Origin of the sequence: Chryseobacterium sp. Bi04, from assembly GCF_918698085.1 — a bacterium.
Classification (GTDB): Bacteria; Bacteroidota; Bacteroidia; order Flavobacteriales; family Weeksellaceae; genus Chryseobacterium.
This window is the reverse complement of the sequence record NZ_CAKKLP010000003.1, coordinates 323,903-336,735: the sequence shown is the minus strand read 5'-3', so window position 1 is coordinate 336,735 and position 12,833 is coordinate 323,903. Positions and strand designations below refer to the sequence as shown.

Annotated in this window: 14 protein-coding genes; 1 reads left to right on the top strand and 13 read right to left on the bottom strand. The window is 34.1% G+C overall.

Annotation, left to right across the window (positions count from 1 at the left end; genetic code table 11):
- Window positions 1–19: 19 nt before the first annotated feature.
- From LQV47_RS07800 to LQV47_RS07760, 9 genes are all read right to left on the bottom strand, one after another.
- Window positions 20–436 carry a nucleoside-diphosphate kinase gene (locus tag LQV47_RS07800; RefSeq protein ID WP_034687444.1) on the bottom strand — a complete coding sequence of 139 codons (417 nt, stop codon included), beginning with the start codon at window positions 434–436 and terminating at the stop codon, window positions 20–22.
- Window positions 437–1,041: 605 nt separating this feature from the next.
- Entirely contained in the window at window positions 1,042–1,968 is a 927-nt protein-coding gene (rsgA, locus tag LQV47_RS07795) for a ribosome small subunit-dependent GTPase A (RefSeq protein ID WP_230035568.1), read from the bottom strand.
- A gap of 191 nt (window positions 1,969–2,159) precedes the next feature.
- Window positions 2,160–3,242 carry a chorismate mutase gene (locus LQV47_RS07790; protein ID WP_047495586.1) on the bottom strand — a complete coding sequence of 361 codons (1,083 nt, stop codon included), beginning with the start codon at window positions 3,240–3,242 and terminating at the stop codon, window positions 2,160–2,162.
- 393 nt (window positions 3,243–3,635) lie between these two features.
- Entirely contained in the window at window positions 3,636–4,022 is a 387-nt protein-coding gene (locus LQV47_RS07785) for a hypothetical protein (RefSeq protein WP_230035566.1), read from the bottom strand.
- A gap of 227 nt (window positions 4,023–4,249) precedes the next feature.
- Window positions 4,250–5,335, bottom strand: a complete 1,086-nt coding sequence (gene dnaX, locus LQV47_RS07780; RefSeq protein ID WP_230035564.1) for a DNA polymerase III subunit gamma/tau — start codon at window positions 5,333–5,335, stop codon at window positions 4,250–4,252.
- A 98-nt stretch (window positions 5,336–5,433) separates the two neighbouring features.
- Window positions 5,434–6,066, bottom strand: a complete 633-nt coding sequence (locus tag LQV47_RS07775) for a TetR/AcrR family transcriptional regulator (protein ID WP_230035562.1) — start codon at window positions 6,064–6,066, stop codon at window positions 5,434–5,436.
- A gap of 6 nt (window positions 6,067–6,072) precedes the next feature.
- The gene (locus LQV47_RS07770) at window positions 6,073–7,329 is read right to left on the bottom strand and encodes an aminotransferase class I/II-fold pyridoxal phosphate-dependent enzyme (RefSeq protein ID WP_230035560.1); all 1,257 of its coding nucleotides are present in this window, start codon (window positions 7,327–7,329) and stop codon (window positions 6,073–6,075) included.
- 428 nt (window positions 7,330–7,757) lie between these two features.
- Window positions 7,758–8,117: an AraC family transcriptional regulator gene (locus LQV47_RS07765; protein ID WP_230035559.1), complete on the bottom strand. Its 360-nt coding sequence runs from the start codon at window positions 8,115–8,117 to the stop codon at window positions 7,758–7,760.
- Between the two features lie 88 nt (window positions 8,118–8,205).
- Window positions 8,206–8,943: a helix-turn-helix transcriptional regulator gene (locus LQV47_RS07760; RefSeq protein WP_230035557.1), complete on the bottom strand. Its 738-nt coding sequence runs from the start codon at window positions 8,941–8,943 to the stop codon at window positions 8,206–8,208.
- A gap of 88 nt (window positions 8,944–9,031) precedes the next feature.
- Here LQV47_RS07760 and LQV47_RS07755 point away from each other — a divergent pair, with 88 nt between their 5' ends.
- Window positions 9,032–9,679, top strand: coding sequence for a DUF1349 domain-containing protein (locus tag LQV47_RS07755; protein ID WP_230035555.1), 648 nt, complete (start codon window positions 9,032–9,034; stop codon window positions 9,677–9,679).
- Window positions 9,680–9,861: 182 nt separating this feature from the next.
- Here the strand turns inward: LQV47_RS07755 and LQV47_RS07750 are convergent, their stop codons facing one another.
- The 4 genes from LQV47_RS07750 to radC form a co-directional block, all read right to left on the bottom strand.
- The gene (locus tag LQV47_RS07750) at window positions 9,862–10,473 is read right to left on the bottom strand and encodes an inorganic pyrophosphatase (RefSeq protein ID WP_230035553.1); all 612 of its coding nucleotides are present in this window, start codon (window positions 10,471–10,473) and stop codon (window positions 9,862–9,864) included.
- A gap of 17 nt (window positions 10,474–10,490) precedes the next feature.
- Window positions 10,491–11,003, bottom strand: coding sequence for a hypothetical protein (locus LQV47_RS07745; RefSeq protein ID WP_230035551.1), 513 nt, complete (start codon window positions 11,001–11,003; stop codon window positions 10,491–10,493).
- 225 nt (window positions 11,004–11,228) lie between these two features.
- On the bottom strand, window positions 11,229–12,140 hold the full coding sequence (locus LQV47_RS07740) for a hypothetical protein (protein ID WP_230035549.1): 912 nt from the start codon (window positions 12,138–12,140) through the stop codon (window positions 11,229–11,231).
- The gene (radC, locus tag LQV47_RS07735) at window positions 12,137–12,814 is read right to left on the bottom strand and encodes a DNA repair protein RadC (RefSeq protein WP_230035547.1); all 678 of its coding nucleotides are present in this window, start codon (window positions 12,812–12,814) and stop codon (window positions 12,137–12,139) included. The genes LQV47_RS07740 and radC overlap by 4 nt, the downstream gene beginning before the upstream one ends.
- Window positions 12,815–12,833: the final 19 nt, after the last annotated feature.

Below are 12,833 nucleotides of genomic sequence, written 5' to 3'. Positions count from 1 at the left end.
TATTTTGTAAGGTAGTTTCTTAGAAAATCTCTCTTCCTGAAAAATGGAATTGAGCTTCGATAAGAGCGTTCTCGTCAGAATCTGATCCGTGAACAGCGTTTTCACCAATGCTTCTTGCAAACATTTTTCTGATTGTACCTTCTGCAGCTTCTGCTGGGTTTGTAGCACCAATCAATGTTCTGAAGTCTTCAACAGCGTTGTCTTTTTCTAAAACTGCAGCCACGATAGGACCTGAACTCATGAATTCTACCAATTCTCCATAAAATGGCCTTTCAGCATGTACTTCGTAGAATTTTTTAGCATCAGCTACTGTAAGCTGAGTTAATTTTAAAGCTTTGATTTTAAAACCTCCTTCTGCAATCTTACCTAATATAGCACCGATATGTCCGTCAGCAACTGCATCAGGCTTAATCATAGTGAATGTAATGTTAGACATAAATGTATATTTTTTTAATGCCGCAAAATTACAAAAAATATCTTTGATTTTTATTTTAATTTTTTTTTAACATAAAAATAACTTTTATTAAGAAATTGTGAACTAAACTTTGGCACAGTAATTGTTTATTCTATTGCGATTCTCATGTTTAATTTGAGTTTTCATGGTTATTAGTTTTTACCCAGCTTCGGCTGGGTTTTTTATTTGTAAAAAATCAACACTTTTATTGCTAATTTGATAAAATTAAAAACCATATAAAATCATATTAATACGTTATTGCTTCTATTTCAATCAATGAAATAATGATTTTTTTTTATTTTTTTTTAAATGACTCATTTTGGTGGCACAAATATTTCAAAAATATGACATTACGCCGGACATTTTGAATGTCAAAAAGTGGAGTTATTGTAAAAGTATTTATTTCCAGGACGGAAAAAATCGGCCGGATTATCTTTTTCGGAAAAAATTTTAATCAAAAATAAGACACCCGATACTATAAGATATTTTTTAATGTGATCCCCCTGAACTGTTTTTTCTATGTTCATAAACTATTTGCGAGTCAATTTATATAGATCCGATAGTATTGTAAAGATGAAACCAGGTGATTATTTTTGAGAAGCTTCTTCTGCCTCATCCATAAGCTTAATGTAGGTAGAATAACGGGAGTGTTGAATTTCTCCAGTCTCCAAAGCATCCAGAACTGCACATTTGGGCTCATTGATATGAAGGCAGTTATGGAATTTACATTCTTCTCTTTTCTTAAAGATTTCAGGAAAATAATGCTGTACTTCATCTTTTTCGATATCAATCATGGCAAACTCACGAACACCGGGTGTATCAATTACATTACCTCCAAAATCCCAAAAATGCATCTGGGCGAAGGTTGTCGTATGTTTTCCTTTGAGGTGAGTATCGGAAATTTCGGAAGTTTTCAAATTAAGCCCGGGCTGCAGTGCATTTACCAAAGTAGATTTTCCGCATCCTGAATGGCCGAAGAATACTGAGGTCTTATCTTTAAGGAGCTCCTGAAGCTGATCCAGGTTCAAACGGGAATAAGAAGAGATTTCTAATGTATCATACCCTATTTCCTGATAAAGAAATTCAATATCTTTTACAATTTCAATTTCCTCTTCATGCAGGACATCAATCTTATTGAATAAAAGTAAAGGGGTAATATTATAAGCTTCACAGCATGCTAAAAAACGATCCAAGAAACCAAGTGATGTTTCAGGGTGTTTCAAGGTAAAAATAAAACACGCCATATCAATATTGGAAGCGATGATATGAGCCTCTTTTGAAAGGTTTACTGATTTCCTGATCAGGTAATTTCTGCGGGGTTCTATTTTGGTAATCCACGCGATATCATCCTGCTCTAACTGAAATTCAACAAAATCTCCTACTGCAAGCGGATTGGTAAGCCTAGTTTTTATTAATTTAAACTTTCCCCGGATTCTGGCCTCGAAAATTTTATTTGTTTCCAGTTCCAAAACCTGGTACCAACTTCCTGTAGATTTAATGATTTTTCCTTTCATAGATAATGCTAGATGCAAATATAAGAAATTAAGAGATAGAAATTAGGGCTTAGAGTTTAGGAAATAATTTAAAACAAATGTTTCTACAGCTATCCCTAAGCTCTAAGCCCTTTATTTATGATCGTCAGAACTTATTTCACAGAGTTTATGAACTTTTCAGCTCAAATTACTCCATCTTAAGCCTTGTCATGTTAGGCTCTATCGATCATGATATTATTCTGTACCTCAATAGATTCTTCATGAATGGCCTTGAATACCTTTTCAATAAATTCATTAGACATTCCTGTTTCTTTAGCTTTTTGATTGGCGTATTCAGTAATTACTTTCCAACGCTCAGGCTGGAAGATTGCAATATCATTTTCCTTTTTAAGTTTTCCGATTTTTTCTGAGATTTTCATTCTTTGAGAAAGAAGTTCTATTAACTGGAAGTCAAGATCAGAAATTAAAGTTCTGTGTCTTCCCATTTCACCTTCAAATCCTGCCAGATTTGAGCTCCTTACTTTTAAGTTTCCGATAAGCTCTGCCAATACTTCAGGGGTAATCTGTTGCGCTGCATCACTCCATGCTTCATCAGGATTACAGTGGCTCTCAATGATAGCTCCCTGGTATCCTACGTTAAGCGCTTCCTGGGTGATATCAGCTAATCCTGTTCTGTTTCCACAGATATGGGAAGGGTCAATCAGCATTGGAATATCCGGGAACTGACTTTTGAAATCCAAAGCAATCTGCCAATTCGGGTTATTTCTGTATTTTGTTTTCTGGTATGTGGAAAATCCTCTGTGAATGACTCCAAGATTTTTAATATCCTGGCCTAAAAGTCTTTCTAAAGCGCCAATCCATAAAGCTAAATCAGGATTCACCGGATTTTTAACGAATACAGGTTTGTCTGTACCTCTTAAGGCCATCGCAATTTCCTGCACGGTAAAAGGGTTTACTGTAGAGCGTGCCCCAATCCAAAGAACATCTACATCTGCTTCTAAAGCGGCAAACACGTGATGTGCATTCGCAACTTCCGTAGCAGTTTTAAAACCGTATTCTTCTTTTACTTTTTTTAGCCAGTTTAAACCAATTACTCCTACCCCTTCAAAACCATTGGGTTTGGTACGGGGCTTCCAGATTCCTGCACGGAAAACAGATACCTGAGCATTTGATTCTTTAATTCTTTTAGCCGTTTCAAGCATTTGAGCTTCACTTTCTGCGCTACACGGTCCTGCAATCATTAGAGGCTGTGTAAGCCCACTGATCCACTCGCTTTTTAAATCTTTTAGGTTCATATTCTAAATTTATTGTTTTGTTATTTATTCTAAAGTTCACAGCACGGCCCTTTCATTATAAATTTACTTTATAATTCTTTTCAAAAAATGCCGTTCAAATTTTTTTTAAAGGAATCAGGAGAATAAAAGGGCTTCACTCCTCCTGTATTTTTTGGAAAGAAATTCAGTTAGTAGTACCAGTAAAATCGGTAATAGGTTCTGAAATTTCTATAATAAGAAGAAGAAAAGCTAAAATAACCGCTAAAATAATTAGCGGGTGTAAAATAAGACAGATATGTTGTCAATAAATTTTCCATTTTTGTTCTGGAAATGTCTTGTTTTATCGTTTCTTGTTAGTATTTGCTTTTGTCAAAAAATTATTTTTCACAAAATTATTTCACAAATATATAAAAATTATGTCAAATCAAACTTCATTAAATCATCAAGATCTTTTAAAAGCGGATTTTTTTCTATAAATTTTTCAAATATTTTTCTTTTGGTGACCACCTCAATCTTCAGATTTTCAACGTCCCGCTGGTATTCTATGACAATAGAATGATTGTGAACTTTGCTTCTGAAATGATTGAAAAATTCTCCACTTATTTTATCAAATTCCACTTTAGCAGAATCTGAAGGGTATAAAACTTTGATTTTATTTTCTTCTTCCTTGACCAGTTTAAAGGTTTTTACGGCATTAAAGATAAAACCGTCTTTTCTCTGCAGCTGTTTGAGCATAAGGGTCCATTCTGCTTGCAGGTCTGTCTCGGTAAAATGATTTTGCGGAAGTTTTTCAGTTTTCACGATTACGGTTTCTTCCACCACTTCTTTCTCTTCTTTATTCAGAAAAGAATTGATACTGAAGCCTGAAGAACCTCCTGGTCTCGATAAAGGTTTATTGGTTTTCTGAATAACAGTTTCCTGAACAGCATCAAGGTGTGGAACTGCGGGCTGTACGGGTAATTCTTTTTTCTCAGGAACCTTTACAGGTATTTTTACTTCCTGCTTCTCACTGAGAAATGGTGCCAGTATTAAGAACTTTTTTTTTTAGTATCACCTAAATTAGCTGTCAGAGAAGCCAGCTGCATTAATGCAATTTCAACCGTAAGTCTTGGGTTTTTAGAATTTTTATAATTGATATCTGCGTGGTTACAAATCTCAACAGCGTCAATCAATTGCTGGGCGTTCCATTTCTGGCTCTGTTCTACAAACTTGATCTTGGTCTTCTCTCCTACTTCAATGAGTTCTAAAGTGGCCGTATTCTGGGCCATCATAAGATCTCTGAAATGGTTTCCTAAGCCTGCAATAAAAATATGAGGATCAAAACCTTTTTTTACTATCTCATTAAAGGCGAATAGCGCTTCCGGGATTTTATTCTCTTTGGCCAGATCCGCGATATTCAGATACTGGTCATAATCTAAGATATTGAGAACTTCAGCAGCCTTGGCCAATGTAATATTCTTCTGAGAGAATGTGGAGAGCCTGTCAAAAATAGATAATGCATCTCTTAAAGCACCATCGGCCTTCTGGGCAATCATATAAAGAGCATCTTCCTCATACTGGATATTTTCTTTCTGAGCAATATTTCTTAGATGATTCTGGATATCTTCAATAACAATTCTCTTGAAGTCATAAATCTGACACCGCGATAAAATGGTAGGAATTATCTTGTGCTTTTCGGTAGTTGCCAAAATAAAAATAGCATGCGCCGGCGGTTCTTCAAGTGTTTTAAGGAAAGCATTAAAAGCAGCAGAAGACAGCATGTGTACCTCGTCAATGATATACACTTTATATTTTCCTACCTGAGGGGCAAAACGTACCTGATCAATAAGTTCTCTGATATCATCTACAGAGTTGTTGGATGCAGCATCCAGCTCATAGATATTGTAGGCAAAGCCATCTTCTGAGACTGAGCCGTCTTTTTCATTGATCTTTCTCGCCAGAATTCTGGCACAAGTAGTTTTACCCACACCACGAGGTCCACAAAAAAGTAGAGCCTGGGCCAACTGGCTCTCTTCAATTGCATGTTCTAAAGTATCCGTAATATGAGATTGCCCAACAACTGTATCAAACTCTTGGGGGCGATATTTTCTTGCAGATACTATAAAATTTTCCATTGGTCAAAAATAAGGAATATAGTTTTAATTTGAAAATTAAAAGTTTTCAAATTATCTACAAAATTTTATTTCTGATCAAATTGGAAAACTTTTAGTCATCATTTTTTGATTTTGTAAAAATGATCGATAATCTCAACAATCACTTTTTCAACTTCTCCTCTTCCTTCTTCAGTCCTCATATCAATACCGCAGAATTCGGTTCCGTTATAGGCAGGAAATAGGTTTAGGTAATAAACTCCTGCTACCACTAAAGCCAGCATTGCTCTTATGCTTGTTGCATTTTCTCCAAAATATGGGTCTGTTACATTTTCAAATAAATTAGCCCCTACTTCTTCTCTTTGCTTTAAGATATTTTTAAGGATAGGTTTACTTTCAGAAAGCTCCCAAAGAATAATCTTTTGAAGTTCCTTATTTTTCTTAAGGCTTTCAAACTGCGTAAGAATTCCCTGAGTTAAAGCTTCTTTACCTTTTCCAATCTGTACTTCTTCTTCTATATTCGGGCTAAACTTAGTCCAGTAATCCTGAGATTTTATATACTCGTCAATAAGCTTATCGGTACTTCCAAAGTACTCATAGATAAGTTTTTTATCAAATCCGGCTACTGCTGCAATTTTACTTACTTTCAGACCTGAATAGCCTTTTACTCTCAAAATTTTCCCAACTGCTGCAAGCAGTTTTTGTTTTGTTTTTTCTTTGTCCCTAATGGGGCCTTGCACTACTTTTCTAGGCATAACTTATTATTTTTTCGCAATATGCAATTTTTTATTAATATTATCAAAGACATTCAATGTTTTGTCAAGATGCTCTTTTTCGTGTCGCGCCGTTACAGTCATTCTGATACGGGCATCTTTTCTGGCTACAGCAGGATACATAATAGGGTTTGTATACACTCCTTCTTCAAGCAATATTCTGCCAATATCCCACATTTTACTCTGATCCCCTATTTTTACCGGAATAATGGCTGAGCAGGTGATTCCTGTATCCAACCCCAGATCATTAAGTCCATTTTTAAAATAATTAATATTATTCCACAGTTTATCCTTCCAGAATGGTTCTTCATCAATTAAATCAATTGCTTTCAAAATTCCGAAGGAAGAAGGGGGTGCTGTTACGGAGAAAATGTGCTGACGAGACTGGAACTTAAGGAATGATGTTATTTTTTTATTCGCAATAACATACCCTCCCAGGTTACCAAACGTTTTACTCGATGTTCCTGTTATAAAATCTACCTTATCCAATAAACCGTCATCTTCAAGGGCTCCTCTTCCGGTTTTTCCCATAACTCCGACACCATGTGCGTCATCTACCATGAGATAGGCATTATATTTTTTCACAAGATCATATATTTCTTTAGCACGTGAAGTATCTCCTTCCTGAGAGTATACTCCATCCACTATAACAAGCTTTGTACGGTACGTATTTTCAGATATCTTCAAAATATGTTCCAAAGCTTCTAAATTATTGTGGGGAAATGTTTTTTTATTTGTAAAAGCACATCCTTCATGCACACTGGCGTGTACACCCATATCTAAAATAGCAATATCTTCTTTCTGCATTAAAATCTGCAAAGTAGCACTGTTAGCAGCATAGCCTGTAGTAAACAATATTACTTCTTCTTCACTTCTTCCAAAAAAGCCGGCAATTTTTTTTTCTATAGCATTATGATAATCAAAATGTCCACCGATAAGGGGTGATGCTCCTGTTCCGGTTCCATATTTCTCAATTCCTTCAATAGCAGCCTGTTTTACTTTTGGATGCTGCGTAAATCCTAAATAATCACTGGAAACGAAACTTACATATTCCTTATTGTGATCTGCAATATCAATATTCAATGTTGCATTGGTTCCTGAGGTATTTTTCAGCCTGTAGTTCATATGCCCTCTGGATTTCATATGGTCCAGGAATTCGTAAAAATATTCCGCTCTTTGAGCAATATCGTAATCCGGAATATTTTCAAAATCTTTAAAAGTTGCCGTTGTAAAATCAATACTCATCCTTAATGTTGTTTGTGTGTTTGTGTTTGTGACTTAAAGAAGCAAATATATAATTATATAAGATTACACAGCTTCTGTATGGTATTAAAATATTATTAATACAGAGCAGTTTATTCTTATTTTCATAGAGGCAAAATTGCTTCTGTTTTCATGACACTTAGCATATTTTGTTCTAAATTAATTCAATAAATTTTTCTAATCTAAATTTAACAAAAAAAAGAGAATGATAAAGCAATATCAATAAATAAATAGCAAAAAAGATAGTTGTTATTTGCAACTATCTCATTTATACAACATTATTTTTTTATGTGATCTTCTGAGTATTTATTAAAATGTTATTTGTTATATAATTCCAATATATTTAACTCACATTATAGAGAAGTTAAGATACAAAAACACTTAAAAAACGGACCCTGTATTCAAACAAACTATTCTTTTTTATTAAATTCTCTAAAATTACCGGGGGTTTCACCTGTCATCTTTTTAAAGAATTTAGAAAAATTGGAGGGGTCATAAGTAAAAATACGGGCAATCTCTGCGACAGACTTCTTTGAGGTAGTCAACATAAGCTTGGCCTCATCAATAATTTTTTCATCATAAAAATAGCATGGATGTTTCCCTGTTTCTTTTTTAAGAGTATCCGTAAGGTGTGTATGTGAAATAGCAAGTTTTCCTGCAATTTTATTCAGCTCCATAAATTCAGGAACATTGCCGGAAATTACATCCCTGACATGTTTATCTAAAAAGTCAAAATACTGACTCGTAATTTCTTCACTTCTTTTCATCATTTGTTATTTTTAAATTAATTAAGATTATAAATTTAAAAATAAGAAATAAAACAATATGGTGAACTTTTCGGATTTTAAGAATATATATTTAATAAAAGCTGTCTTTAAAAGCTTGGGTAGAATTATTCACTTTTAGCTTTTCAAGGATATTCTGACGATGTCTGCTGACTGTATTTACACTAATGGAAAGTAAATCTGCAATTTGTTTACTGCCATATCCTTCTCCCACATATTTTAAAACTTCCAGTTCCCTGTGAGTCAGTATATTTTTATAATCCAGTTTGTCTTTTACAAGAATTTCCCCTTTTACAGTATTAACAATCATAAATTCAGGAATTAAAGACTGTTTCAAAGCAATATTATAAAGGCAAAGCGCAAATCTTAATTTCCCATTATCCGGTGAATATATATAAAACATACGGTGTTTTACGGCTTTGTATTTTTCATTTTTATCTTTCATTCTGATGTTTGACAAAACAGCATAGTCCGAACGAAATCCGGGTTCCATTGAATCAAGAAAATTAAAAAACCGAAGCTCATGGATATATTTTTTAAGCCTGTCATCAGGATGTATCTTCTTCAGCATCTCTTCTTCCCAAATGGAATCGATTTCCACAGACTCCGTAGTAAAATTTATTCCCAATTCTAAAGCGGCTTTTGATTTATAAATATAACTTTTATCAGCCTGCATATCGCTTAGCACCCCTATTGCGCCTTCCATCTGCGAATACATTTGTGTTCTTTGCTTATAGATCTCAATGTCCAGCAAACATTTCTTTGAGGTCTTATCCAGCAGCTTATCACTTAATTGTTCCCGGATCTTCATATGGTTATTTTTCAGTATTGATATGAAACTTCTTTACTTATACTTTTGCTAAAATAATAATTTACCCTTAGAACTTATCAAAAAGAAAATGAAGAGATTGATATTAGGTTTATGTGCGTTATTTCTGATCCAAAAGATTTCGGCTCAGACCTTAGAGAAAATGACCTGGTTTAATGAACCCGAAAAATGGGAGATCAAAAACAACAGCATATCTATGTTTGTTACGCCGCAAAGTGATTATTGGAGGGTTTCACATTATGGGTTTACAGTAGATGATGCTCCATTTTACTATAGCCTTTATGGAGGTGAATTTGAAGCCAAAGTAAAAATAACAGGTAATTATAAAGCAAGATTTGATCAAATGGGTCTTATGCTGCGGACCGATAAAGATCATTACATCAAAGCCGGTGTAGAGTTTGTGGACGGAAAATACAATCTAAGTACTGTTGTCACCCATGATAAAAGTGACTGGAGTGTCATTACTTTAGACAACATTCCTTCAGCAATTTGGATAAAAGCTGTAAGAAGACTGGATGCCGTTGAAATATTTTATTCTTTTGATGACAAAAACTATAGTATGATGCGGAATGCGCCACTTCAGGATAACACGCCTGTAATGGTAGGTTTAATGGCCGCCTGCCCCGATGGGGAGGGATTTACGGCTACATTTGAAAATTTCAGGGTCAAGCATCTGCCGGATCAACGGAGGCTGAAATGGCTTGAAAACAATAAATAACCGATTGAATTACACTTCAATATACAGTCAATTTTTGCCTCCCATTTTTGGGGGGCTTTTTTAAGTTTATATTTATCTCTGATGATTGTATCCAATGATAAAAAATTTAAACATTTTATATACAATAAAAGGGATAAACAGAAAACTGTTTATCCCTTTAGACATATTTATCAAGAGAATTTTTATCCTCCGAATTTTTCTGCATAATCAGCCTGAGAAGCTTTGATTACTTTTCTTGCATGTTCAACACCATATACTTCCTGGATTCTGCATTTTGCAGGCTCATCCGGTAAGTTCTTATATGTTAAAAAGTAGTGCATCAATCTTTTAACTTCAGCTTCCGGTAATTCAGAAATGTCTCTGAAGTGTCCGAATGCATGGTCATTAATCATTACAGCGACAATTTTATCATCTGCTTCTCCTCCATCGATCATTTTGAAACCACCGATTGGAATAGCTTCCATCAATAAACCTCCTGCATGGATATTATGAGAACTTAATACACAAATATCAAGTGGATCATGATCTCCCATTGTTACATCATCAGCTCCTGCTTCAATAGCAAGTTTCATTACCTCATTGTGGCAGTATGTTCTTGGTACAAAACCATACAATGCCGGAATAATATTAGAAAACTTCTGTGGTCTGTCTACTTTCAGGTATCCTGTTTCTTTATCTACTTCATATTTAATTGTATCTGAAGGAACAATTTCCACAAATACATTAACAACATTAGGTGCATCCTCTCCTGCAGAAATTCCGTGCCATGGATGTGCTTTAAAATTTGGAATCATTATTTATCTCTTATTTTTTAAGTTATTATTAAAATTTCTTTTCTCAAGTCTTCTATTGTAGCTGCAATATAGTCATTGTCCTCCATATAGTTCATGATAAAAATAGTCTTGAACTCATCAAGATCAGCATTTCCGTTCAATCCTTCATATGTTTTATGAAGCAGCTCTATTACGGCATTTTTAGAATCTACAATATTCTTCCACGAATTTTTCGAAAGATACAGCTGCTGTGAAGAATTGTATTCAAACTCTTCATTGATCGTTTTCTCTGTAAGGAAAAGGAATTCGTGAACAGCAAGCTCTTTATCAAATTTCTGAATAAGGTTGGAAGGTTTCAGTCTTTCAAGAAATAAGGTCATCCTTTCATAAGAATGTGTTTTATTTTCTGTATTCAATTTCACCGAAAGCAACTTGATCTCCTGATTTTTAAGGGTAATATACGAATGTACAAACTGTCTGAGCAATACCAGGAAAGGAATCGCAATAATCAATGCAAATGCATACGGTAGATATTCTGAAAAATTAGCCATAATTTTAGGTGGCAAAATTACTAATATTTTCTGAAATTATAGCTCAAATAAAGCAGGCCTTTGTGTAACTTCATGATAACACACACTGTTTTCATCAAAAAAATGATAAACAAGGCTTTTTCTGGTTCTGTTTTTATCCAAATGAGGTTAGCCGTATAGCTTTTTTTTCTTATTTTGAAAGCAGTTTTAACTTTTAGGGAAAAATGTACTGTTTTTTCTATCCTATTAAAAGAGCTTACCGTTTAATAGAAAATACACAAATTTCTTCAAAAGGTCTTTTTTTGAATTTTCAATGATTGCGTAAGGTTTTAATTCCGGTCGGAACCCTCTGAAAAACTCTTCAATATTAGGTAATTCCCCGCCTTCAAAATCAAATATATGAATTTCAATAGTTTCCCTGATTATGGTATCAATCAGCACTGAAGCCCCGGATATTTTTACATAATCTTTATCATTAAAAGTGCCTAAAAGTGCCACCATACTGCAATCAGAATACGTTGCGATCATATTGATTATTTTATGATGATAAAAAAAAGCTGAAAACTTCAGATAATTCAAATGATAGAAAGCTTCAAAAATCCTCATGAAATCCGGAAGATCATTTTCTTTACACAGCCCAATCATATTATTCTCTATAAAAAGCTTAGCCTCATCATAGCTAATTGTTTTTATTTCTGAATTCTTTACCACTTCATCATCCAATCTTAGTTTTCTTTTTCTTTTTGGGGAGTACCGTGCGTATACTTTTTCGTAAGAGTCCGGATAAAGTAAAAAATTCTTTCTCAATCTAAGCTTTCTTTGAATTTGATTGAAATCGTTCAACGGATATGCTCCTATTAAATAATTTTTCTCCAGATAATTCAAAAAAGCTTCGTTAAGCTGTACATCATCTTTGGCAGAAAAAACACCTAGCTGCTGACAAAGCTTAGGGTTAAGAACAATTTTAATTCCATATTTTTTCACAAAAGGAATAGGCATTACTGCCTCATAGTCATTATAGACTAAGATTTCCCATTGTTTTTCCGACGTGGTATCTAAAAAATCTTTTGTCGCAGAGTACTTCTTCTGTTCAGAATTTTCTAAACATCGGGAATATTTTACAAAATCAATTTCATTGTATCTTAATCTTCTAATCATAATAATCCTGTGTCCGAAAAACTAAAATATGAATCCTGAGTAATGATAACATGATCTAAAAGCTGAATACTTAAAGTCTTTCCAGCCTCTTTTATTTTTTGTGTGATATTCATATCTTCCCTACTTGGTTTTAGACTTCCTGAGGGATGGTTGTGTGCTATAATAATACCTGTAGAAAAATGATCCAGCGCTTTTTTAAAAAGAATTCTTACATCTACAATAGACTGGCTGATTCCTCCCTGTGTCATCTGGGATATATGAAGTACTTTATTACTGTTGTTCAGGAAAATAGCCCAAAATTCTTCAGTTCTCAGATCGGATAACTGATTTTTAAGCAATAAATAAGCATCATTGCTATTTCCGATAGTTGATCTTTCCGGAATTTCCTGCCCGGCTCTTCTTCTTCCTATTTCTAATGCTGTTGCTATAGAAATGGCTTTAGCTTCTCCTATTCCTTTAAATTTCATTAAATCCTTAATGGAAAGCAGACTTAGCTGATGCCAGTTATTATCTACCGAAGCTAAAATTTTTCTTCCTAATTCTACAGCACTTTCTTCTTTATTTCCACTTCCCATTATGATTGCCAGTAACTCTGAATCAGAAAGTGAGTTTTTACCTTTATGTAAAAACTTTTCTCTCGGTCTGTCATCTTCAGCAAGAAATTTTATAGGCATGGGAGGTAATTTTTATGGG

Bases quoted from the DNA above. Each gene is read 5' to 3' on its own strand.
- LQV47_RS07775 (WP_230035562.1), bottom strand. From the start codon at position 6,066: ATGCCTAGAAAAGTAGTGCAAGGCCCCATTAGGGACAAAGAAAAAACA.
- LQV47_RS07765 (WP_230035559.1), bottom strand. From the start codon at position 8,117: ATGATGAAAAGAAGTGAAGAAATTACGAGTCAGTATTTTGACTTTTTA.
- LQV47_RS07750 (WP_230035553.1), bottom strand. From the start codon at position 10,473: ATGATTCCAAATTTTAAAGCACATCCATGGCACGGAATTTCTGCAGGA.
- dnaX (WP_230035564.1), bottom strand. From the start codon at position 5,335: ATGGAAAATTTTATAGTATCTGCAAGAAAATATCGCCCCCAAGAGTTT.
- LQV47_RS07770 (WP_230035560.1), bottom strand. From the start codon at position 7,329: ATGAGTATTGATTTTACAACGGCAACTTTTAAAGATTTTGAAAATATT.
- LQV47_RS07745 (WP_230035551.1), bottom strand. From the start codon at position 11,003: ATGGCTAATTTTTCAGAATATCTACCGTATGCATTTGCATTGATTATT.
- radC (WP_230035547.1), bottom strand. From the start codon at position 12,814: ATGCCTATAAAATTTCTTGCTGAAGATGACAGACCGAGAGAAAAGTTT.
- LQV47_RS07790 (WP_047495586.1), bottom strand. From the start codon at position 3,242: ATGAACCTAAAAGATTTAAAAAGCGAGTGGATCAGTGGGCTTACACAG.
- LQV47_RS07740 (WP_230035549.1), bottom strand. From the start codon at position 12,140: ATGATTAGAAGATTAAGATACAATGAAATTGATTTTGTAAAATATTCC.
- LQV47_RS07800 (WP_034687444.1), bottom strand. From the start codon at position 436: ATGTCTAACATTACATTCACTATGATTAAGCCTGATGCAGTTGCTGAC.
- LQV47_RS07760 (WP_230035557.1), bottom strand. From the start codon at position 8,943: ATGAAGATCCGGGAACAATTAAGTGATAAGCTGCTGGATAAGACCTCA.
- rsgA (WP_230035568.1), bottom strand. From the start codon at position 1,968: ATGAAAGGAAAAATCATTAAATCTACAGGAAGTTGGTACCAGGTTTTG.
- LQV47_RS07755 (WP_230035555.1), top strand. From the start codon at position 9,032: ATGAAGAGATTGATATTAGGTTTATGTGCGTTATTTCTGATCCAAAAG.